Origin of the sequence: Dialister sp. (assembly GCF_047832375.1) — a bacterium.
In the GTDB taxonomy this organism is placed as follows: Bacteria; Bacillota; Negativicutes; order Veillonellales; family Dialisteraceae; genus Dialister.
Genome location: NZ_CP181256.1, coordinates 944461 through 968781, shown reverse-complemented (window position 1 = coordinate 968781; position 24321 = coordinate 944461). Strand labels below are relative to the sequence as shown.

14 protein-coding genes and 2 pseudogenes are annotated in these 24321 nt (G+C 46.5%); 8 read left to right on the top strand and 8 right to left on the bottom strand.

What is annotated here, in order from left to right; all coding sequences use genetic code 11:
• Positions 1-8 precede the first annotated feature (8 nt).
• Positions 9-176, bottom strand: coding sequence for a hypothetical protein (locus ACFWUL_RS03965; RefSeq protein ID WP_297041640.1), 168 nt, complete (start codon positions 174-176; stop codon positions 9-11).
• Positions 177-593: 417 nt separating this feature from the next.
• Between ACFWUL_RS03965 and ACFWUL_RS03960 the strand changes: the two are divergent.
• From ACFWUL_RS03960 to ACFWUL_RS03940, 5 genes and pseudogenes are all read left to right on the top strand, one after another.
• Positions 594-926, top strand: a pseudogene (locus ACFWUL_RS03960) (transposase); the annotation flags it as partial.
• A gap of 206 nt (positions 927-1132) precedes the next feature.
• Complete coding sequence (gene istA / locus ACFWUL_RS03955) at positions 1133-2704, top strand: IS21 family transposase (RefSeq protein ID WP_416176889.1); 1572 nt, start codon at positions 1133-1135, stop codon at positions 2702-2704.
• Positions 2694-3470 (top strand): ATP-binding protein, encoded by a 777-nt coding sequence (locus tag ACFWUL_RS03950; RefSeq protein WP_322350056.1) that lies wholly within the window; start codon positions 2694-2696, stop codon positions 3468-3470. Before istA ends, ACFWUL_RS03950 begins: the two co-directional genes overlap by 11 nt.
• Positions 3471-3873: 403 nt before the next feature.
• Positions 3874-5214: an IS110 family transposase gene (locus ACFWUL_RS03945; protein ID WP_416177870.1), complete on the top strand. Its 1341-nt coding sequence runs from the start codon at positions 3874-3876 to the stop codon at positions 5212-5214.
• Positions 5215-5372: 158 nt separating this feature from the next.
• Positions 5373-5576: pseudogene (locus ACFWUL_RS03940) on the top strand (IS256 family transposase); the annotation flags it as partial.
• Positions 5577-5686: 110 nt separating this feature from the next.
• Here ACFWUL_RS03940 and ACFWUL_RS03935 read toward each other — a convergent pair.
• From ACFWUL_RS03935 to rpsO, 7 genes are all read right to left on the bottom strand, one after another.
• The gene (locus ACFWUL_RS03935) at positions 5687-6184 is read right to left on the bottom strand and encodes a hypothetical protein (RefSeq protein ID WP_416177869.1); all 498 of its coding nucleotides are present in this window, start codon (positions 6182-6184) and stop codon (positions 5687-5689) included.
• Between the two features lie 8 nt (positions 6185-6192).
• Positions 6193-7869 (bottom strand): hypothetical protein, encoded by a 1677-nt coding sequence (locus tag ACFWUL_RS03930; protein ID WP_416177868.1) that lies wholly within the window; start codon positions 7867-7869, stop codon positions 6193-6195.
• Between the two features lie 30 nt (positions 7870-7899).
• On the bottom strand, positions 7900-8304 hold the full coding sequence (locus ACFWUL_RS03925) for a hypothetical protein (protein ID WP_416177867.1): 405 nt from the start codon (positions 8302-8304) through the stop codon (positions 7900-7902).
• A gap of 3 nt (positions 8305-8307) precedes the next feature.
• Complete coding sequence (locus ACFWUL_RS03920) at positions 8308-16257, bottom strand: hemagglutinin repeat-containing protein (protein ID WP_416177866.1); 7950 nt, start codon at positions 16255-16257, stop codon at positions 8308-8310.
• Positions 16258-16322: 65 nt separating this feature from the next.
• A complete protein-coding gene (locus ACFWUL_RS03915; protein ID WP_416177865.1) occupies positions 16323-18038 on the bottom strand; it encodes a ShlB/FhaC/HecB family hemolysin secretion/activation protein in 1716 nt (571 codons plus the stop codon).
• 642 nt (positions 18039-18680) lie between these two features.
• Positions 18681-19046 (bottom strand): hypothetical protein, encoded by a 366-nt coding sequence (locus tag ACFWUL_RS03910; RefSeq protein WP_416177864.1) that lies wholly within the window; start codon positions 19044-19046, stop codon positions 18681-18683.
• 116 nt (positions 19047-19162) lie between these two features.
• Complete coding sequence (gene rpsO / locus ACFWUL_RS03905; RefSeq protein ID WP_416177863.1) at positions 19163-19432, bottom strand: 30S ribosomal protein S15; 270 nt, start codon at positions 19430-19432, stop codon at positions 19163-19165.
• Positions 19433-20017: 585 nt separating this feature from the next.
• Between rpsO and ACFWUL_RS03900 the strand changes: the two genes are divergently transcribed.
• The 3 genes from ACFWUL_RS03900 (at position 20018) to ACFWUL_RS03890 (ending at position 24222) form a co-directional block, all read left to right on the top strand.
• On the top strand, positions 20018-20764 hold the full coding sequence (locus ACFWUL_RS03900; RefSeq protein ID WP_297020828.1) for a hypothetical protein: 747 nt from the start codon (positions 20018-20020) through the stop codon (positions 20762-20764).
• Between the two features lie 208 nt (positions 20765-20972).
• The gene (locus ACFWUL_RS03895) at positions 20973-22550 is read left to right on the top strand and encodes an IS1182 family transposase (protein ID WP_297020808.1); all 1578 of its coding nucleotides are present in this window, start codon (positions 20973-20975) and stop codon (positions 22548-22550) included.
• A 349-nt stretch (positions 22551-22899) separates the two neighbouring features.
• Positions 22900-24222, top strand: coding sequence for an IS4 family transposase (locus ACFWUL_RS03890; RefSeq protein WP_416176962.1), 1323 nt, complete (start codon positions 22900-22902; stop codon positions 24220-24222).
• The last annotated feature ends 99 nt before the right edge of the window (positions 24223-24321 follow it).

The window sequence follows — 24321 nt, the reverse complement described above, 5'->3', positions numbered from 1 at the left end:
GCGGTTCTTTAGTTTTCGCATTCCTGCTTATGCAAGTCTGCGATGATGTTGTTGTTTTCAGCAATCCTCACATGGATGGGCACTCCGGCATATCCTTGCTGTTCCGCAGCTGCTTTCTGCCAGTAGTCTTCTTTCTGAAGTTGTCTGCCTTTAAGCCCATGGTTGGTTACTTTCATTGACTAACATCTCCTAAAGTTCAGCCCTTCCCAGATGCCTATGAGCCATCTGGTACTATGGCCTCTGCTGACCTCTCACGGCAAATCTTATTTCAACCACAGCACAGCCCAGTAAATACAGCCTTATTCTGCTGTGTCCGTGAGACCTCCCCAGGTAAGAACGCACTCTTTCTCTCCATATATCCGCCACATGTACTCTGCAGGATCCCGTACAGCTATGGGACTTCAGTTTGTGCAGCAACCTTATCCATCCTGCCGTAGCCTTATGTGGTTCTTGTACATCGGACCGGAGATTTGCCTGCACCTTCCTTCAGATTCCACCTCACGATGGACACCCTTGGTGTTCGGCTATGACCTTCCCGCTGTCGGGCGGTCTAGGGACTTTCACCCTTAAGAGTGCGCCCATGCTGGGCGCACATGGATGGTGTCAGCGGCCTTGAAGAAGGCGCTGCTGCCATCTTCCCTGGCACAGTGGTGCAACGCTGCATTGTCCATCTGATCCGTAATTCCATGCGGTATATTCCCTGGAACAAATCCAGAGAGTTCTTGAAAGAACTGAAAGAAATCTACAAGGCTACCAATGTAGCAGAAGCTCGCAGATTGTTTGAAAAGTTCAAGGGAAAATGGGCAGCCTATCCTGGGGCTATAGCGGTCTGGGAAAACAACTTCCAGCACGTGGAACAGCTGTTTAACTACGGCTCTAATGTACGGAGAGTCATGTACACTACCAATGCCATAGAAAGCATCAATTAGAGATTGGGCGCGGTGCGCCACTGAATATCAAATGAATAATACGCACCAAGTGAGCCACCCAATACGCTCCTCAGAGCCACCCAATACGCAGGTGAGAGCCACCTGCTTTTTTGTTTGAATACGCGCTAGAGAGCCACCAATTGTCCTTGTACAATGGACTTGTGGAGATATTCCCACTTGTTCTACGAAAGGATGTGGTTTCAATGGCTAATGAAAAAGAGATTTTAGTTCACTTTCTCCACGGTGAAAGCCAGCGCTCCATTTCCAGAACGCTCCAAGTATCCCGCAATACAGTTTCCAAAGTTGTTACGGCATACCAGGTACAGGGGTTGGATCCTGGCAAATTGCCGGAGCTGCCTGACGATGTGCTTCACCAGAAGTTATTCCCGGATGATGTAGCTGCATCTCTCCAAACACCTCCGGATTATGCCTTTGTGCATAAAGAACTTTTGAAAGACGGTGTTACGCTCAAACAGCTTTGGGAAGAGTATGTGATGGATTGTCGTGAAACGGGAAAGCTTTATTTCCGCTATACACAGTTCTGTAAGAAGTACCGGGATTACGTGAGTTCCAACCGCCTGACCATGCATATCCACCACAAACCTGGTGAGAGACTGATGGTGGATTGGGCCGGTACTACAATTCCTTTGTACAACCCTGTTACAGGAGCGATATCTAAGACATATATGTTTGTATGTACACTGCCTTTCAGTATGTACTGCTATGCCGAAGTATTTCCGGATATGAAAGAGGAATCATGGATTCAGGCACATATCCACGCATTGGCATTTTTCGGTGGCTCCACGCGGCTTCTTGTACCGGATAATCTTAAGACCGGAATCGTTTCTAACAGGAAATACGAAGACCCTGTGGTCAACAAGGCATACCAGGAATTGGCAGATCACTATGGCATGACGATTCTGCCAGCCCGTGTGTTAACGCCAAAGGATAAAGCTGCCGTTGAAGGAAGTGTTGGTCAGCTCACCACTCACATCATCGGAAAGCTACGCAACCATCATTTTTTCAGCCTGTATGAGATTAATTCAGCTGTGGACGGGCTGCTTAAGAAATTCAACAAAGCGCCTTTCCAAAAGAAGGATGGAAGCCGGTATTCCGTATTTCTTACCGAAGAGCTTCCTTTTCTCCAGCCGCTGCCCCGTTTCCCTTATGAGTATGCAGAATGGCGGAAAGCCACGGTGCAGCTTAATTACCATATAACCGTAGATCACCAGAATTATTCCGTATCTTTCCGCTATGTTCACAAAAGAGTCGATGTCCGGCTCACCAGCAAAGTAGTAGAAATTTACTATGAAGGGACCCGGATTGCCAGCCACAGACGTCTTACCGGTCGCTGGGGACAGTATGATACGATTACAGAGCACATGCCTCCCAATCATCAGCTGTACAGCCAGTGGGATGGAAACCGTTTCCGCCGTTGGGCTAAGAAATGCGGTCCATCTGCAGAAATAGTGGTAAACAGACTCTTAAGCAGCTACCGTGTAGAAGAACAGGCTTACAAAGGATGCATTGGGCTTTTGAAGCTCAGTGAAAAATACGGAACCGACCGTTTGGATAAGGCTTGCCGCCTTGCATTGGAGAAAATGCCGGTTCCCCGCTACAAGCTGGTCAAAGGCATTTTAGATGAAAAACTGGATATTGGACTTACACCGGAAGAATCCGAATGCCAGACGGCCCCGCAAAGTAATGCTGACGACAATTCCCATGCTTTCGTAAGAGGTGCCGCTTACTATGGAGGTGATCACCATGAAGAATGACACTATTCGTAAATTGCAGGAAATGAAATTGTCCGTCATGGCCAAAGCCTATATGGATCAGATTGAGAACCCCGAACAATATGCTGACATGACTTTTGATGAGCGCCTTACACTCATTGTCGACAAAGAATCCGATGCACGCCTCAACAATAAGCTGAAGCGGCTCATCAAGAATGCCCATTTTTCCGACAGCCAGGCTGATCTTTCCGGGATTCAGTATCTTCCTGACCGTCACCTGGATCGGAATCTCATCAACTATCTGAAAACCAATGCCTATATCGACAAACAGCGTAATGTAATCCTTTGCGGTGCCACCGGTTGCGGAAAGACGTTCATCGCCAATGCATTGGGCCTCAATGCCTGCCGTGCCGGATACAAAGTTCTGTATCTTCGGCTGCCGGATTTCTTCATGGATTATTCTTTGGCAGAATCCAAGAATAAGCAGAAAGACTATCTGAAGAAGCTTCAGAATGTTCGGCTCCTTATTCTTGATGATTTCTTGCTATTTCCCGTTAAAGCGAACGGAAGCGACAGCCTTCTGGAACTTCTGGAATACAGACTTGGAAAGGTATCTACGATTTTCTGCTCCCAGTTGTCCTATTCCGGATGGCATCAGCAGCTTGGTGGCGGAGCCGTGGCAGATGCCATTCTTGACCGGATTATCCCAGGCTCCTATAAACTCGAGATTCAAGGGCAAGTTTCCATGCGCCAACGGCTTGCTGAAGAAGAAATGAAGGGTTCAAAAGTAAAAGTTGCCGCTGACTAACAAATATAGATAATGCAGGAGAGCCGTCCACTGTCCACCGACTGCGGACGGCTCTCATCTGCGTATTTGCTTTTTTTACCAAGGCCACCAAGGTGGCTCTCAACCGCGTATTGGGTGGCTCTCAAACGGCGTAATATTCATCAAAGAAACGGGAGTTGTCTAACATCACTTTCTATTGGTTTTATCCCCTATTTGGGTACATACTTATGGTGGATGGGCGGATATACTACATAAACCCGTGGAGCTGAGTGGTGGAGCTGTGGCAGCGACTACCCCGTTCAATTAAATATGGAGATCATTCTTTGGAATTGAAAATTGGTGCCGCCGGGTTTTGGCCCGGCAATAGAGCCCGTAAGCTTATATCTTTGTACAATCGTCTCGATTGATTCAGAATGATCAGTCAATGTCCGCTACATTCACCTTTACTTCTTTATTTATCCTTATTGTAGAAAGGAGGAAAGATGCAATGCATGAACGCATGGAAATTGGTGACAGAAATGAATATATTCATCCCATATGCTGTGGGCTCGATGTCCATAAGAAATCAGTATTTGCAGCCGTCTTTATCTATGACAATAGTGACAGTCCGGTTAAATATTATACCGCCCAGTTTACTACGTATCCCAAAGACCTGAAGAAAATGACTGATTGGATCATTTCCAAAAACTGTCATGATGTATGTATGGAGTCTACCGGACAATACTGGCATCCAATATATGATGCAGCGGAAGAAGCCGGATTACATCCCCTTGTGTCTCATCCCAAGTACACCAAACCATTAAAAGGTAAAAAGAGTGATCCCGCTGATGCAAAATGGATTGCAAAATCCTATGCCAGTGGACGTGTGGTTGCAAGTTTTATTCCATCAAAAGAATTCAGAATCATGAGGTCAACAATCCGGTACTGCCAGAAAATTCATAATGCAATGACTGGAGAGAAAAACCGCATACTGAATTGCTTAACCGGGGAAGGCATCAAGCTTGATGTTGTTTTTTCAGATGTATTTGGGAAGACATCAAGATCAATCATTGACTATATGCTTAATCATCCTGGTGAGAAATTTAATGTGGCCCCATTCATTGGAAAACGATGCAAGACGCCAATCCCTGTTATCCAAGAGGCAGTAGCAAAGGCATCATCTGTAGATATATCTTCTTTGTCCAAACTCAAAGTGGCCTTCAGCAGGTTAGACAGAACTGTGAAAGATGAAGCAGTGCTCAAGCAGGACGTTGCAGAGAGAATGAAACCCTATACTCATCAGCTGGAGCTGATCAGGACGGTCCCAGGATTTGACAGGGACCCATTTACCGCTATGCGGGTGCTGGCAGAAATTGGTCCGGACATGAGTGTATTTCCTTCGGCCAGACATCTTTGTTCATGGGCAGGTGTATGTCCGAGCCACGATTCAAGTGCCCACAAGGTAAAAGGCAGAAAAATATCCCGGGCAGGGAAATATTTGAAACCGCTGCTGGTTAATATTGCCAGATCAGTTGTACGTTCAAAAGACCACCCGGAAATTACAAGTCGCTTTAACCGTATAAAAAGCAGACGTGGTTACATGAAAGCCATCATCGCAATCTGTAAGATGTTCCTGACTGCCATCTGGCACATCTTAAGTAAGGACGAGCCTTACAAAACTGACGGCTACATGACTGCGAAGAAGCCTAAAAAGGCTAAAAGGGTAATGACGAGGACTCAACTCGCTGAATACCTTGCTTCGCAGGGGATAACTGTTGTTGATTGACAGCAGCAATCCGTTAACCACGTCCGGTTCATAAAGAACCTAAAGTTATTATACAACAGCTTTAGGAGGGAATAACCCCGAAAAAAATTAGATTTTCCAGGGGCTTTATAAAGTTACCCCAAAAGTAAGCTTGTTGTCGGGAGCTTATGTTTCAAGCTTCCAGTTTCAGAAAGGTAACCCGTAAGGGCTCTTTTGCCAATGACGAGGCCATCCTGAAGCTTCTCTACCTTCGTGTCCTTGAGCTCAAGAACACCAAATGGAAGGGCAAAGGAAAGGTCTTTAACTGGCAGGCTGTTATGAACCAATTATTGATTGACGAACGTATGAGCAAACTAATCGCTAAATACGATTGGTTAATCTAAAAACACAAAATTCTTGACATCCCCACTCCCCCTTTCACTTTGTCCCCTTCCAGCTTTCCGCCTTTTACGTCAGTATCTTTTCTATTTTTTATATACTTCTTATATTTTCTTCAAACATATTTTTCTTCAATAAAAGTCATAACATACATATAATCTTCTGGTGCACCGTAAATGAATCTTTCAGGAGAATCCTCCATAGGATATAAAAATAAAATTTTAAGTGATACATTATCTTTGAAAAAATAGTATTCTACATGATTACTTATATTTGCACTATAACCCCTATCATTCTTTCCTTTTCCCTTTTCCCATCCCTGTGCGCTAAGTTGCCTTTCATAATAAGACAATATCTTATCACCTTTATCTCTCATGGGGTATGCATTTGAAGCCACAGCCGTATGTGCTTTCCTAGTTGATATCACCATAGACTCTCTTAATGTCATATTGCTTTCATAAACATTTATATTTGGAATATGGTAATATAAATCTTCCCGTAACGATTCTGCCAAATAGTTAATAAATAACTGTCCAGCTACTGCTACTATAGAAAAGACAACAAATAAAGCAAGCATCTTTTTTATTAATTTTGGTAAACTTATACTATTCATATTTATCCTCACTCTATTATAGTTCCATCACTAATCTCACTTCTCATTCTTTCTTCTTTCTCTTTCATGCTTTGCGCTAAGCCAATCCCAAACCCGATTTGTGGAGTTCCTACTCCAACAACATAAATTTTTATGCGATTTACATACTCTGATGAGGAAGGAATCATAATCCCTCCGCCCACTCCCACATAAATAGCCCCACTAACACCAATACCAGAAAGAATATCGTTTCTTACACTACTGTCTTTTAACATTTCTCTCATTTCAGAGTCATCTGCGTTAGGGATAATTCTAATTGCTGCAAAAGAGAAATTAAGTGGGGAAATTGCTTCTCCGCTATTGATTCCTGCCGATAAATATTTATTATCCAATGATTGTGCTTTTAAGTCATAAATAAAATCAATTTCACCGCTGACTGTACCCCCAACACTCCCAATTGCTATAATGGCATCTGCAGATTTATAACTTTCGAAAAACCTAATAAAGGACTCTTTCATTTGTCTAATATTCTCACCTGTAACTGGGATACCTCTTTGCTGCAAAAAAAACGTCGCTTTATCATCACTAAAAAGGATATCTGCTAACTCCTCAATTGTATACTCTTCGTTCCACTTAGCTCCCATTTGGGCAATATATCCGCCTATCTTCTTATCGTTGGATATGCTTCCCACAATCATGCCTAATCCGGCTGCAATCATCTGTGCTTCGTCGGGATGGTTTGCTGCCCAGCCTTTTGGCATGTGGTTATGCAGGTATCCCATGGCATATTCCTGCATACCACCGGAAAGGATGCCGGCAAGGGCACTGCTTCCAACCGCTTTGCTAGTCATGGCGCCAAGAAGGCCATGGAGGGCAGTCTTTTCTATGGAACCCTCACCCCAGCCGTTTCTTACAGCCAGTTCGTGAATGGCTTCATTGCCTACGATGCTCATTTCTTCTACCAGCTGTTTCCGCTCTTCTGCCTTTGTCTTGTCAAAGATGACTTTCAACTGATTCAGGCTGTCCCTGGTATTTCTATCTAGTCCGGTAACATCCTGTTTCTGGTTCTTTGTATCGGTAATAACGATTTTTCCCGGTGCCATGGCTGCCCTGGTGGTAGAATCAGCTTTTCCTTTGGTCGCTGCTGACGGTACACCTAAAAGGCCTCTTTCATTGAGAGGGATACGGTTCCCGTCGCTGGCTCTGGTAACTTTATCGCTTTCGTTATGGGTATTCGTACCCGGTTCTTTGTCGTACCGGCTGTTTTCTTTAGAAGATGGGGTGTCTTTATTCACACTGCCACCCAGTTTGGCCGTATAGGAAATACCGCTGCCGCCGGATTTGTAATCAGCCTTGTTCTCTATATTTTCCCAGCTTAAAGTACCGGTGCGGAGGGTATTCTTATCTGCACTGCCTTTGCCGTCTATGACGGCGCCTTTGAGGTGGGTATTGTCTTTGACGGAAATATCATAACCTTCCTGGCCTGCATAGATTCCAGCCTGTTCTTTGACGGATGCATAGTCAGAATCCGTATAGCCTCTGGCTGTTTCTGCAGAGAGGTAGGGCTTATCCAGCTTTTTATGGCCTGCGCTGTCTTTAAATACATCGCTTGCCAGGGCCCCGCCTTTCACATTGCTTCTGTTCTTATAACTTTCGGTGTCCTGCAAACTTTCTATGCGGAGACTGCCACCGGTTGTAAGCGCCAAAAGAAGTAAACTTTCAATTCTTGTTTATAGTCAATTGAATAGATTACTAAATCTAATCTGAGTCAAAGATAATCCAATAATCACAATAGTAAATAGAATTGCAGCAATAAATCCTAAATTTGTTTTTTCTACATATTTCCAATCTTTAGGTCCATAAGCACGTCTAATAAAAAGGCCTCTAAGTGCTAAAAGATAAAATCCCAACAGGGGTACCCAATGCGCAATCAGATTATATTCTCCAAACCCCAAATCGCAATATATACTCCAAATAAGTCCAATTACCATTATAAACACTGCCACACTAAAGAATTTGCATCTATCATGCCTTATCAAAAATTTCTCATCGGCGGTTAGCCTTTTATTGAATATAATTTTTTGAACTAAGTTAAAGCACACAATCAACATTCCACAGTCATAAATTAAATAACCAATCATTTGTTAATCTCCTTCATGCAAATCATTTTCATCTTTAATTTTATCCTCTACTTTTAAATCTTCTTTACTCTTATCTACAGTAATAGTTACCAAAATAGATGCCAACGTAGCCAACGTAACTTTAGTCATTGGATTAGTAGGAAAAGTTTGTGTAGAATCCATGAGTCCTATCATTGCTCCAGTTGTAATAGGCAACGTATCCCAGGCATCTGCCTGCAGTGCATTATGAAAACTCTTAAATTCCTGATGATTCTCATAGACATTGTATCCATAGTTAATAGCTGCTGTCGTATAGCCACCCAGCTTAACCGCATTTTCCACCTTGTTTTTTAAATAGTCTTCCGGGAATTCCGGGAACTTCTTTTTCATTTCATTAAGCATGGCATATGTTGCAAATGTATTTCCGACTTCATCTCTGGCTTCATCTTTTGAGGCATCGCTGACCCGCTGCAGTGCATCTTGGTAACTTGCACTTTTATGATGCGTCTCAGTACTCCCTGTTGCTGAACCGGAATCGGAATTATCAGTACTGGAATCAGCTGTATTTCCATCTTCATTATTACTTTGAGCATAGCTGCCTTGAGTATAACTTCCTGCATCACCATCATTTGCTCTATCTTCAGCCCCTGCTGTATCAGCCAGTCCCATTCCTGTTACATCCAAGTTTGTTATATTAGATAATCTTTCTGCGGGGTAGGAAGCATGATTAGCAGCTGTGCCATCATCATCTGGTACATTAACAGTCCCCTGTTCTTGATCTATACCGCTGTTAGCGGTCTCTGATCCATCATCGTCAGAGCTGGGCGTTGTTGACTGAACCACCTCATCAGGATTGAAAGTACCATTGATAGCTTCAATAATATACTTCCATGAATAATTATTCTTAGTTGCACTACTGGCTACACCTGCTCCGATTTGTCCATTTCCGGCTAGCATCTGTGTAACGAGCCCTCCAATAGCTGCACTCATCCACTGCATTTTTGCCGGATCACCGTGGGATGCTTTCTTAATTTCCTGTATAAGCATCTTATTCACTGCAGCAGCCGCCGTTCCTGCCATGAAGTCACCATTTGTAAGCTGACTCATAATACCGCCGACCAGGGCATGCATTGCTGTTTTTTCCGGACCATCTTTCATGTTATGGATTTCATTATAAGCCAGCTTTCCAAAGAGGCCTGCCAGCTCCTGCTTCGCTTCTACTTTCTTTTTATCAAAAATTTTCCCCAGTCCGTTCAGGGTATTTTGAGGATTTCTTTCCAGCTTTTCCAGATTCTGCCGTTGCCGATCAGACTTGTTAATCACTATATTTCCCTGACTGACTGCCGAACGGGTTACTGAAGAAGACTTACCCTTGCTTCCGGTAGGAATCTGAGGTGTAAGTCCTCTTTTACTATTCACTTCGTCTTTTTCTTTTTGGCTCATCTCTTGAAAATGACTGTAGTAGTTATAGGAAGCCCCCACTCCTTTTGAAGTATAAGAGGCATGGTTCTCTATATCTTCCCATTCCAAAATTCCGGTGCTCAGTCTGGTTTTATCCGGAGTCCCATGACTATCTATAACACCGCCTTTCAATGAAGTCTTATTCTTAGTGGACACAGCAATCCCATCTGTTCCTGCATAAAGTCCTGCCTGATCCACTACGCCTGCATAGTCGGAGCGAACGGCCCCCGAAGAGTGTCCAGCTCCAACCGAAGAAGCACCCCATTTTTTGACTGTCTGATTTCCTTCCGGCTCATATTTCACACTTCTTCCGCCGCTGATATACCATCCCTTATTTTCCGAATCATAGGTATGCTTGTTTTGCAGACTTTCTATTGTCAAATCATGCCCCGCATCTGCCACAATACGTTTTCCCCGCACCTGACTTCCTTTCAGGACAATATCATTGCCACCGGATAGATAAACTATATGATCAGCATGAATATTCGAAGCATCATAAGAAATAGACTGCTCCTTTTCCTGTCCGCTGCCATGAGAAATATAGCCATTGACTCCCGCTAACCCAGACGGGCCAATAGATGCAGTAATTCCAAAGCCGCTGGATTTTTCATTGGATTTTGTTGACATCCTGTTCGCTGATGCGCTAAGCATTATGTCTTTTCCTGCCAGCAATACCGCCTTGTTCGAAGACATATCTGATCCATGTACATGAATGTCATTCTCTGCAATGAGTACTGCAGTTTCTCCTGCCTGAATCCGGCTGATTGCGCCTTCCGTCATTTGACTCACAGAATGATAGGCATACGAAGAATTTATAAAGCCAATGTCTAAAGAGGCATGAACTTTTCCTTTTGCCAAGTCTTGCAAAGTTTCTTTTCGCTTATCTAAATTCTTATATGTATCATATCCATACAGTACTCTCAGTCTTGAGTCCTGTACATCCGCCGCCCTTTCTACCGGTGCAGCTACATCAGAAAGTGCATTTAACGTGCTGCCTCCCAGGGATACACTGAGCCCTCTTCTCTTGTACTCATGTTCTTCTTTATTGGTGTACACATTATCCTTACTGGTGATGGTCACGTTCTTTCCGCTAACCGCCAGGTCCTTACCGGCTGAAACGTGGGAGGCTTCTATATCTGCATCTTTCCCTGCGCTGATACGAACGCTTCCTTCCACGCTGCCTATGGTGCTTCCTACCTGTTCTACAGCTTCACTGTCGTAGCGGTCCTTTCTCTTTTCGCTGCCCATAATAAAGCCCAGGCCGCCTCCGGAGAGGAGGCCCCTCTTTTTGACGGATTCCCGGTAGGTGCTGCCGCTTCTTTCTTCAGCGCTGTCGGCCTTGAAGTTTCTTCCGGCCAGGAGGGTGGTATCCTTACTGCTGATGACGGCGCTTCCTGTGATGGTCATATCTCTTCCGCTTTCCATACGGGTTTCATTCCCGGAGATAAGGCTTCCGCTCACGGTGTCCGTCGTCCCTGCTTCATAGAGGTCTTTGGTCTTGGAAGAGAGAAGTCCGGATACGTGGGAGTGGTATTCGTGGATGGTTTCGTGATGTTCCTTTTCATCCATCATAGAGATATCTTCACCGGCAGTCAAGGAGATTTTTCCCTTTTCGGAAGTAATGCCGCTGCCTTTCAGGGAAATGTCCTTTCCTGCTTTAAGGCGCACTTCTCCTGCAGAGGAAATCAGGGTGCCTTTCACTGCTTCATCTTCTGTTTTGAGACGCTGGTAGTAGGAGCCTTTTCTTTTTCCTACGGAAGCATCTTCTGCATAAAGGTCCTTTTCTGCGGTGAGGCGGATGTCTTTCCCTGCTGTCATGTCTGCTTTGTCATCCGATTTAATGGATGCGCCGGAAAGGGTGATGGTATTTCCTGCGATGAGGGAGAGATTTTTAGCAGAAACTTCCGCTTCGGTATACTTTCTTTCATGGATGGCTGCCGCTGAATCGCTGAAGGTGACGGCCACGTGCTTTTCCCGGGACAGGGCTTCCATGGAAATATCTTTCCCCGCCTCCATGGCAAGGGTTTCTCCTGCCGTAAGGCTGCCGCTCCTGTTTTGGATGGAGTCTTTGGCAGAAAGGGTCATATCCTTTCCTGCTTCCATGCGGGCTGTATTTCCCAGGGAAGACTGGTAGAGTCCACGGCTTCTGTCTTCTCTCTTTGCCGTTTCATTGGTTATGTTTCCCGCTTCCAGGGAGAGGCTGTCTCTGGCGGAAATGGTGCCGCTCCGGTTCAGGATATCTCCGTCTGCGTCCATATGAATCCGGTTTCCTGTGATGGTGCCTTCTCTGTTTTCAATGGTATGTGCTGCAAGGGAAAGGGTATGTCCGCCATGCAGGGTGCCCAGGTTTTTCAGGGTCTTTCCGGAGTAGATTTCCACATCGCTTCCGGTGATGACGGCGCCTTTGGGGGTTATGTCCTTTTCCGAGAGGCGGGCCAGGTAGATTTTCGGGACCAGTACATCTTCCCCATTCACCTTTTCCTTCACCAGCCAGAGGATGTCACTGGTCAGAGCGGCGGTCTGTTCTTTGGAAAGTTCCACACCTATAGAAAGATGGAGTGTCTCCGCCTGGGTTACGCCGTTATCCATTAATTTTTTGAAGGTTTCCATGCTGCTTCCGGTGCCGGAGAGGTAGGGATTTCCCGTAAGGGCAAGGAGCTGTTCCTGTACCAGCCGCTGTTCTATCCATCCGTTACCCAGCTTTTTGGATACCTTTTCGGGATCTGCTTTGACCCGTTCCAGCAGGTAGTCACTGGAGAGGAAATTCCTGTAGTCTGCATAGCGGGGATCTGTTTCGTAAAGATACCGGGCGCTGGGGTCCCGGGTAAGGGTATAGAGGCGGCTTTCTTTTTCCAGGAAGGAAAGGGCTTCATTGTTATAGGCGGGATTGTTTTCAGACGCACTTTTCCCATCCAGTGGGTTTTCTTTCTTGAAGTCCGCTTTCTTGTCCCTGTTTTCGTATACCTTCCCATCCGCTTCCAGGGTGCGGTTCTGCACACTGCCATGGAGGCTTTGGATGGTGGTCTTTCCGTTCCCGCTCATGACGGAGAGCCGCTTTGTATCATCACCGGTTTCGTCATGGACTTCGTGGTTTTCATAGGGAAGGACGGTCTTTCCATAGACCATATGGCAGTGAAGGTGCATCCTTGTATGTTTCTTATATTTCCAGTAATGGTTGTCATGGCCCAGGTCGTCATAGTGGATGGTACCCTGATAGCCGGTGTTCTCTATATCTCTGCCTGCAGTCACAGAAAGATTTCCTGCGGCCGCCATGGTGCTGTAGTCGTTATGGATTTCATTTCCTGCCTGGATAGTAAGACTGCCTTCTGCCATCATGCGGCTGTCATTGGTTTCTTCTTCAATAACACCGGTGTGGATGGTGCGTTTGAATTCCCGGCGGGCATCATAGTAGTTCTTTTCCTGGAGGTGGGGAATGCGGTAGGCTATATCCTCATAGGTCACTTGCCAGCCTGTTTTCATTGTTTCTTTATCGTTGATAAGGTCCTCCGCTTCCACGGTCATGTCTTTCCCGCTTTCTATGGTACTGGAGCGGTTATGGAGGATGTGGCGTGCAGTAAGGTGCATGCTGTCTCCGGAGGAAAGCAGGGAGCCTTCTTTATAGCCGCTGCCGTTCCGGTTGTACAGGTTTTCCGCTTCTATGGCCAGGCCTTTCCCTGCAGCCAGAAGGCCGTCCTCATTGGTCATATTTCCTTCTTCGGAGAGGCTGAGGTTTCCGGTAACATAGACGCCGCCCAGGCTTTGGTTGATAAAATCACGGCCTGTAAGAGTCATGTCTCCGCCCACACCCAGATAGGCGCTGTCTTCATTGGTGAATGCATCCGCCCGGGCCTTAAGGTCTCCCTGTACGTCCATGCTGCTGTGACTGTTTGTGAAATTCCCTGCAGTAATAGAGCTGTTCCTGCCTGCATGGAGAAGGCTGCTGTTTTTATTTTCCAGCGTATCTGCTTTGATAGTCACATCTTTATTTCCATAGAGGCTGGCACCGTCATTGCTGAAGGATACCGCCCGGATATCCACCTTCTGTTCCCCATGGAGAAGCCCGCTGTCACTGTTCTTGAGGGTTTCGGTATCCAACGTGAAATTTCCACCGGCTGTCATAGACCCATGACGGTTATCCAGTGTGATAGCCTGAATATCCATGTCTCCGGCAGATGAAAGGAGGGCATTTTCGTCCTGTGAAAGGAAAGAGGCCGTGAGGGAAAGGTTCTTTCCTGCTTTCAGGGCGGACTGGTGCTGGATGAGGCTTTCTGCCAGGGAAATATGCATATTCCCTTTAGCTTCCAGTATGCCTTTTTCTTTATTTTCCAAATTTTTGGCTGACAGGGTGACATCTTCTTCTGCACCTGTCTTTCCTGTATTGGTGATGGTATCTTCCGCGGTCAGTTTGATGTTCTTTCCATAAAGCTCGCTTCTGTCATTTTGGATAGAGCGGCCATAGAGGGAAAGGTTCTCTGCTTCCCTGCCGTTCAGTCCGTCTCCCATAAGGCGGATATCTCCCATGCCATGGCCGAAGCGGATATATCCATTTTCCATAGAGGAAATGGGAGCTGCCGCAAGGGTCACATCTTCTACATGAAGGAATCCGGTGCCATTGACGGAGATTCCGTTGGGGTTGGCAATCACCAGGGAAGCGGGACTGCCTGCTACTTCTATATATCCCATAAGGCGGCTTTCTGTATGACCGGTGACTTCATTCAGGATCAGGCGGGCTCCTTTTCCGTAGATTTTCATGTTCCTGTCAATATAGCCGCCCAGGTCTGTTTTGGTATAGTGGGAGGCGTTGTTCAGGATGAGGCCCCTCTGTTTCACGTTAAAGTCATGGTAGAGGTTGCGGGAAACACCATTTCCATCAGCTTCTGCAATCTGTACCAGGTCCACGCCATTGGCGGCATGGTCAATGATAGGTTTATATTTCCCTGGAGCTGTCTCATCAGCGGTGAGCGGCAGGTCATGGTCTTCCGCTTTATCTGCTTTCACCGTATCTGCTGTATCCGGCATGGAAGGCAGGGATGGAGTTTTCAGGTCTTCTGCTTTTCTAGGCGTTTCCGGATCCGGCTTCCCTTCCGGTCTCACCGGATTTCTTTCCACAAGAACCAGGCTTTTCTCGTCTTTTGCCTTCAGGTTGTCCCTGCTTCCGGTAATCCTTTCTCCTGTAAGGCTGATGGTGCCTTTATCTGCGGAGAGGGCACCGGACAGGTGGATGCTGCCGCCCGCTTCTCCGGTCATGCTGTTTCCTGCTTCCAGACCGCCGCCCAGTTCGGCATTGTCACGAACCGCAAGGGAAATGTTGTCTGATGCGGACAGGGTGCCCCTGTTTTCCAGGGAGCCTCCCTTTATGGCAAGGGAGGCGCTGTCGGTCTTAAACTGACCGCTCCCCTCTGTTTCTTCGTAGCTTTCTCCGGCGCTGATACGGCCTGTATTGGTAATGGCACCGGCAGCGGAGAGATGGATGTCTTTCCGGGCCATCATGTCCATACTGCTGTCAATGCTTCCTTTGGCAGAGGTGATGGAAATGGTGCCGTCAGAAGTAATGGACGTGGTGTCTGTGTCCCCGTCCTCGCCTGCTATGTCATGGGATTTCAGTTCGATTTTCCCTTCGCTGGTAAGTACCAGGTCTTTGGAGGCATGAATGGTGCCGCCCACATTGACGCCCATACCGGCAGCGGTGCCTACCAGGTAGATGCTTCCGGCATACATGCCGCCCAGGGCGCCTATGTCCAGAGAGAGTCCTTTTTCATCATTCTCTTTGACGGCCTCCATGGTGCCTGTGTCATAATGCACCCTGCCCTGGCCGACAGTCACATGGATGTCATCTTTAGCAAAGAGGGCGCTGTTAATGGCTGCCGCCCTGCTGTAGATATCCAGTTTATCCGCCCTGCCGTAAAGAATCCCGCCTTTGTCGTCATAAACCGGTGTATTTCCTTTGCCCTCCACGAAAATGGTTCCGGTCAAGTCAAAGCCGGAGAGTGTACCATTTTCTACGACCGGCCTGCCTGCGGCCAGGGTGGCTCTTCCCACGTTAATGAAACCGAAGCCGTTTCCTGTAATGCCATTGGGGTTGGCAATGATAAGGTCCGCCCTGCTGCCTGCAATTTCCATCATGCCCTGAAGGCGGGTACTGTCTTTACCCAGGGTCTCTACCAGGATGGTCCGAGCAGCATTTCCTGAAAAGTTCCGGTTGGAAGAAATGGCACCGGCCAGCTTTGTCACAGCCGCTTCCTGCCGGGCATTGTTATTGAATACGATTCCTTTTTCATCCACATTGAATGTGTCAAAGCGGTTGCGGGAAAGGCCTTTGTCATTGGGGCCCTCGATTTCCACAACGGCGGCGCCGTTGGAGGCGGTGGAGAGGGCAACGCCGCCCCGGGGAGTGATGGCCGCAGCAAAGGAGGTCACTATGCCGGAGAGGTAAAAAGAGATGGCCAGGGACAGGGATATCCATCGTTTTCCTGTCTTGATTCTTCTATAGGTAATGTTTTTATTTCTCATCATCGCTACTCTCCCCCATCCTTTTTCGGCTGCAGACCAGATGGTTTTACTTTTTAATTTCTATCATTTCAAATTTCCGCTGAAATAAGGAAACAGCAGGTCCTCTTTGCCGTTTGAAAGCCTCCCGGCTTTTCTATAGGCCATCCGATAAACCCGTCATACCGGAAGGGCCCTTTTTCCCCCCTAAAACCTAAAGCGCAGCCGGTCAGCTCTTTCCCCAGGAGGTATTCCGTAGAGGGACCGTAAACCCTTCCATAGTCCCAGGCACCGTAGATTTCCTGCCCGCTCTTTCCCAGGGGAAAGGCCAGCTCATTTCTCATGACCACGCCGCTTTCCGCCGCCAGGGTATTTTCACCGTCAAATCCCCGAACGCTATATCTTCCTCCGATAGAAAGAAATTCGCTGCCATACACCGGCTGGTTGGCTTTCTGGAAATAGAGGTCCATGGTATAGCGCAGGCGGTAATTTTCTGTCACCGGAACCGGCGTCGTGATATGCAGGGACCCCAGGTACATGTTGTAGCGGGTCGTGGCCTCTCCGGCCATGCCGTCCGTAGGGCCGGGATCTGCCATCCACGGTACGCCGCGCCTGTAGGTAAGTTCCCCTTCCACCAGACTTTCTTTGATATATCTCTTATGGCGAATCCCCAGTTCCAACGCCGTAGTCTTCTGCCGCTGTACTCCGATTTCTGTACCGTCGATATAGCTGTGCCTTGTCTTGTGGAGAATGCCTGCCAGAAGGTCTGTTTTACTGTATGCCTTTCTCTGCAGAAGGTGGGACCAGGTCAGACGGGTTCTTTCCAGCTTCCCGCTGGAAATGAATGGAACCACGCTGTAGTCCACGGTCTGCCGATAATCGTCATGTTCATAGGACAGGGTCATTCTGTCTTTTCCCAAAGGAATGTCATAGAAAAGATTCACCCCATGGGTTCCTTTCCTGTCACTGCCGGGCTCTGCATCTCCGTTCCAGCTGAAGTAGAAAAGGTCATTCAGTGACAGGGGATTGGAAATCCGAAGGCCATAGGTCTGCTGCAGTTTTCCCGTCTCTTTCATGCCGCTGTTGTCCATGGTCATGAAAAGGGATACCGGTCTTTCCCGCTGAAGCTCAATAAGAAGTACGCTGTCCCCTTCCTTCTCTCCCGGCTCAATGCGGATATGGGCCTTTTGTCCCGGTACATGATTGAAATTATCCAGCGTCTGCTCTAGGCCTCGGATGTTCAAGAGAGAGCCTTTATGGACAGCCGCCGCATTCCGCCAGGTTCCCCAGGTATCCGGGGAAAAGCGGATATCTGAAACAATGCCGGGAAGGAGTGTGAAATAAAAGGTCCCTTTGGACAAATCCTGGGGTTCGATGTAAACCCGGCTGGTCACATAACCCCTGTCCATGATTTCCTTATTGATGGCCGTTTCAAGAGCCTGGATGCCCTTTCGACCTATGCGTCTTCCTTCAAACCCGGAAAGGAATGTATCCACCCATCTGAACCGGTGCGAAAAAGAAGAGGGCTTCAAATACAGGTGCTTTAACAGGAATCCTCCATCCTCTTCGGGCAAAGAAAAAGCTTCCAGAGATGCAGAGGAAGAATCCGTCCGCGTCATAGTGTCACGCAAACGGTATTGATTTTCTTCTTCCCTGCGTCTGGAAGCAATGTCCTGACTTTTCTGTGTAATAATATCTTCCTGCCGGCTGATAGCGCCCTCGAGCCCTGCCGCCTGGGCAGAGCCCATAAGCAGCCAGCATACAAGCGCTGCCACACCTGAAACAAACCATGGTCTTCCGTTCATCATGTAATCCCCCGATTCATTATGAACCACCCTCAGCCGGTTATGTATCGAATTAACCTCTCTCTAAGTTATTTCTTAAACAGAATATATACCATTCTTTCTAAATTTGCAAGATAGTAAAAACAGAGCAGAAATTATAATCCAGATCCATATCTCCAAATGTTATTGTCCATTCTACATGTTAATAAGTACTGCCAGCCGAAGAAAGTACAGTCTGCCTGTATCCTTTGATATGCCGCGTTTTTTCATATCTGGAATTTTTATTGTTCTTTATCCCGCAAGTATATCATTATATTTTGATTAGAATATATAATTGTAGAAAGAATTGATTTCAGGTTATTACTTTGATACATTATTTCTGTTTAAATTGCAAAATTAGCAACGTAAGTTCTATTTTATCCTATTCCTATTTTCGATTTTATTTTATATAATAAACATAGATGAGAGCTTGGACAAGGTCCGGGGAGTGGCCACGAAAAAATACCCGGTTCCTTGTCCGGCTGCAAGCCATCTCGCATGGATGAAACCATAAGAGCTCCGGGCTTCGGTCCGTTCGATGCGTTATGAGTGAGACCTGCATTACCTGATTAAACGCCTCGGTTCATTCTGAGGATTTACAAGCGATATGCCTGAAAGAGGCCATCATCATGATGGAGCGGTGGAAGATTGGCGCATCTGTCTTCTATCCGTCGGACCTAGCTCTTTCAGGCTATTCGTGCTGCCGATCGTGATGAAATCGGGCTCAATAAAAAAATCCCCGCCTTTTTTACAAAGGATGGGGATCTTTTTATTGAATTCATGAGTTGACAAATTTACTCTGAAAAATGAGCTATCCCAGACTTCATGGGGGTTTATCTTTCCTACAAAAGGCCTGCTGTTATCCACTGCCTGCGGCACCACCGTCGGGCATTCAGGTGCCCGCATGGTGTGCAGTCTATACTCCAATAACAGCCTTACGCCACAGTGCTGCAGGATAGTCGTCTTCCAGAGGAAGAAAGCTGTATACTTCATCCCCCTTCCCTCTCCTGGCAGCCTGTCTGTTGCCATACAGCCACTGTCTGTGAATATCTTTCGGTCCTCTTTTCACTAAAAAAGACTACCTTTCGGTAGTCTCTTTCTTTGAAATCTTATTTCAGGCGCAGGCCGAGCTTTTCGCCCAGTGCTCTGTAACGTTCAATGTCCTTGCGACGGAGATAGTCCAGCATGTTTCTGCGCTGGCCGACCATCTTCAGCAGGCCCCGGCGGGAATGATGATCCTTCTTGTGGAACTTCAGATGTTCGGTGAGGAGAGCGATTCTCTTAGAGAGAATAGCAATCTGTACTTCCGGAGATCCGGTGTCGCCTTCATGAACGGCATACTTTTCAATGATTTCTTTCTTTGCTTCAGCTGTTAACATAATAGCCTCCTAAAATAAATAAATTGCTGTATCAAGGTCTGCGCCGGAGTTGCGCCGGACTGAGATACAGTTCGTACCTTTGCTATTATACCGACTATGGAGGGCTAATGCAAGGGGAAATGGAAAATAAAATGGTGGCTGACAGGCGGTCGCCCGAATGGATGGGGCTAAGGGTGGTGGGTAAACTGCGCTTCGCTCGTTCACCGGGCTGCAGGTGCTTCGCACCGGGGGCATGAGGTGCATAAGAGGCCTTGGGCCGCGTTATATATCATTCCTTTCCTCTTAAGCGCAGCGCCAGGGCCCGGTTGGCAGGCGCCAGTGCTGCCAACCCACCCGAGGGGAAAGGGATCACTGAATGCTCAGTCGCCTGTCGGCTCCTTGCGCTTCAGTTCGCTGCGCACCCCCCGCTTTCACGAGCACAGCAATGTGAAAGCCACAATCTTTACGAACCTTTCATTCAATCCGGCTGAACGCCAATCCACTATATTCCTTGACCGCAGGCCAATTTTTTCTCCTGTTTTCCCTTGCCATATCCACTATAATAAGGACAGAAAGAATCCCCCATAGTGATGAAAGGAGCTTGCCATGAAAAGAGCAGACATTACAGAGCTGTACAAGAAGGCTCGGGAACTTCGAAAGATTTACAGGACCATCCAAAAGGAGGCCGATGGATTTTTGAACAGCCACGACGTATTTTCCATGGAAGACGTGAAGAAATACGACGATCCCCGGCTGAAAGAGATCAATGCCGCCCTGAAGGATAAAACCGTTTCCCAGGAAGCCAAAAAAATCTATGAAGAGGAAAAGGCCTGTCTCCTCAAAAAGCAGGTGGATATTCTTTCCCACTGCCTGGATGGTTTCCGGCCGGATAGCCCGGATGTTCTTGTTTTCTGTCTTTTGGATGAGATGGAAATCTATGATCCCCAGAATTTCGTACACCACATAGATCCCCACCACCCGGTCAATGGTCTCAAAAAATTCGTCTTTGAGGAAGATGATAGCGTCAACCATGTCCCTTTGGATATCTGCGGGAGCTCTTATACCGTCTGGTATACAGCAGAGTCTTTCAACGCCTATGATGAGGATGTCGGCACAATCTGCGTGGACGATGAAGATGGAAGAGCCATGTTTCTGGATGAATTCTTCGCTATTACCGGGTCCTACGATAAGGAAACGGATACCATCGCCCCCATGACCTTGGATGACCTGAAGCAGGTCTATATCTTCGTATCCAGAAATGGAGAAAAAGTAGACCGATCTGAACTCTCCCGGTATTCCTGGAAGAAGCTGCTGGAAGACGATGATATCGATATGGATGATGTGGAATGGTAAAAGGGGCTTCACCGGGCTGCGGCCTTTGGCCGAGGCTCTGCCTGCGGCAGGGCTGTGACTTCGTCAGGGCCGAGGCTGCCGCCTGCGGCGGCCACCCTTCCACCACTTCGTGGTCCCGGGGCTGTGAAATAATTGAATTAAAACAGTCGCCAAAAAAGGTGTCTGACTCAAGCGAGCCGGACACCTTTTTCAGTGGTATTATAGTGTTATGATGAAATGCAAAAATACCAGTTATCATTGTACCCCACGGCAGGGCTTTTTGCCACTGTCTATTGCATCTTATCTGCCAATTGATGACCCTGTTTTTGAATTTGACCATTTAATGGAGGCTATAGGATTAAGAAAATATCTTCCGGTACAGTCCCACTGCTCTGCAGGCCGCATCGGATACAATCCGGTCATTTTACTTAAACTCGTGCTTTTCGGATTTATGCTGGGGTATTGTTCTTTACGCAGCCTGGAGAAGGCCTGCCGTACAGATCTGCGATTTATTTACCTCTCAGACGGTCAGGCTCCCAGTTACCGCACTTTTGCAAACTTTATCAACAAAGTTCTAGCCAATTGTATTGAGGACATTTTCAATGCGGTTAATGCAGAAATCTTCAAGGAAGACCACGTCGATCTCAACCATCTTTATATTGATGGCACCAAAATGGAGGCCAACGCCAATAAATACAGCTGGGTGTGGAAAAAAACAACTATAAAATCCCGGTATCACCTGTATGAGAAGATTACGTCACTGCTGAATGAAATTAACTGCGAGCTGGCAACAGAAGGAGCAACAATAGAAACGAGCACCGAATACGTTCCGGATTATCTGGAGGAAAAGCTGGAAGCTCTTGAACGCTTCTGGAATCTGGATGAAAAGGAATTTGTCCATGGTCCGGGACATCGCAAGACTCCACACCAGCGTATGTGTGAAAAGCTAAAGCAATATACGGATAAACTCAGGGAATATGGAGAAAAGATAAGGATCTGCGGCCCTAATCGAAACAGCTACTCGAAAACTGATCCTTCAGCTACATTTATGCGGGTAAAGAAGGATTATGTAGGTAATGACCAGCTTCTTCCTGCATACAACGTGCAGTTTGGCATCGCCGACGAATATATTGCCGTTTTGGATGTCAGCCAGTGCCGGTCAGATATGGACTGCTTCATTCCCCTGATAGAAAAGTTCCATAAGACCTATCATTTTTATCCGAAATACCCGGTAGCAGATGCGGGATATGGCTCATTTAACAACTATATCTACTGCGAACAGCATGGCATGAAAAAATTCATGAAATTCCCCATGTTTAAGAAACAGACAAGCGATGCCAAGTACAGGGATAACCCATTCCGGGCGGAGAATTTTACAATTGATGCCAACGGAATCATGCGCTGCCCCTTCGGCAGGGCATTCAGGCTCCAATACAGAAAGTCGATTCCAGGTAACCACTACGGGCGCCAGGAAGAGATTTACCAGTGTGAAGACTGTAGCGGATGCCCCTATGCCGAGAAATGTAAAAGGACACCAAGAAACCGGACAGTTCAGATTAATCAGGAACTGACTTCCATGCATAAAGAAGTCATCGCCAACCTGGAAAGTATTCAGGGAGCCCTGCTCAGAATGAACCGTTCCATCCAGTCGGAAGGTACTTTTGGAATCATAAAAAACGACCACGGATACAAGAGAATCGTCAGAAGAGGTACGAATCCTGTAAAAGTAGAGATTTACCTCATGGCGATAGGCCAAAATCTGAATAAACATTACCATAAACGCATGAGAATGCGAAGAGCAGCATAAAATAAAATAATTGGGATGACTGGGGAAAGGGGGAAGTATACTCAATTTCAGCAAAATAAATGGATATTTAACTGGAATACAAAAAAGGAGGCTGTGAATAAAAATGATTTCTCATTTTTTCACAGCCCCTTACCGGTTTAACCTCCCCCATCTATGGGCAATGCTATTCAGTTAAGCGTTTTACACAAGCATACGTTATAACGACGTGTGCTTTTTTTGTGTCTAAAAAAAGCTTAGGTTTACAAAAAAATATAAAAACATCAAAAAAAGGCTTGACAAATCCTCAAAAATTTGAGGCTCCGCCTGTTAGTAAGGGAACCACCCCAATTGTTAACAAGGAGGATTTGTTATGATCAATTTTGAAAAGCAAGTCAGAAAAATTTTTAGGAGCCACGTTCAACATGTTATTGACAATCCCAAGTTGTATGGGATTAACCCCAGATTTTTTACCCGGGTACGGAAATGGCCTATTGCACGTATTCTTTTAGTTATGTATAAGATGCAGACCGGCACCTTGCCAGATATCCTTTTCAAGAATTTCATTGAGATGGATGAATTTGGTGACTCAACTCCTTCTGCGTTCATTCAGCAGCGGCAGAAACTCACGACGGAAGTTTTTACCACCATTTTCAGGAATGTCCTCAAGGACCTGCACCGGTTACTTGAGCTTAAGAGATACCATGGCAAATTCCTTATCGCCTGCGATGGCTCAGATTCGCCCATGCCTACTCCAGTGTTACCTGTTCCAGATGACTGCAGTCCATTTGGGAGGCCACAGTACCATATGGATCATGTAAATGCTTTTTATGACGTTCTAAACCATCTCTATCTGGCAATTACGACTAAACCAAAGCTGTCATGCAATGAGCAGCGCGAACTTCTGGAGCTGGCCCAAATACTGTCCCAAGAGCATCCTATCTATAAACCCGAGGATACGGTCATCATCAGTGACCGTGGTTATGAAGGCTATCAGGTCCTGTGTCTGCTTACTCAAATGGGTTTTGGATACGTCATCCGGGCAAAAGGTCCGAGTGCAGGCATTCTTTCAGCCAAAGGGCTTAATCTCCCGGATGGCATCACCAACAAAGAAATAACAATCACTGTCCATGTAAGGCGCAGTGCCAAAGGAATCTATCATAAGGAATCCAGTGAAAAGTTCCGGCCTGAGACAGATATGATGCTGAGAATCCGCATCGTGTCCTCGGTTTCGCCAAGTGGGGATGTCCAGTATTACCTTACCAACCTGGATATCCGGTCATTTTCTGCCTCGGAGATTGGATGTATTTACAGAAAGCGCTGGCAGGTTGAAACAGCTTTCCGCCATTTGAAATATGGAGTAGGAGCCATCGTATTTCACTCCAAGTTCCTGCTCTATCAGGAAATGGAACTGTATGCGGCACTTACGTTGTATAACTGTGTTGCAGCCATCATAAACCATATTCCTATTCAGGAAATTGATGCACACCACAAGTACCGGTACAAGGTTAATTTCAAAGCAGGAGTCCTGCCCTGCCTGCACTATTTATTCTGTACGGAAGAGCAGGCGAATTCTTTCAATTTGACTAAGCGACTCGAGGCCTACAAAGTAGCTATCATTCACAACAGGCATTACGACCGTGGAAGAATTGAAAAGAAGGTCCATGCCTTCGAGGGAAAACCTACCGGATTCTAAGGAATATTGTCAACTAAGATACCCAAGCTATTATCACGGATAAATCCGAAAAAAATCCGCAATTTTCGGTTCTTTTCGCATGCAAAAATCTAACTTGTA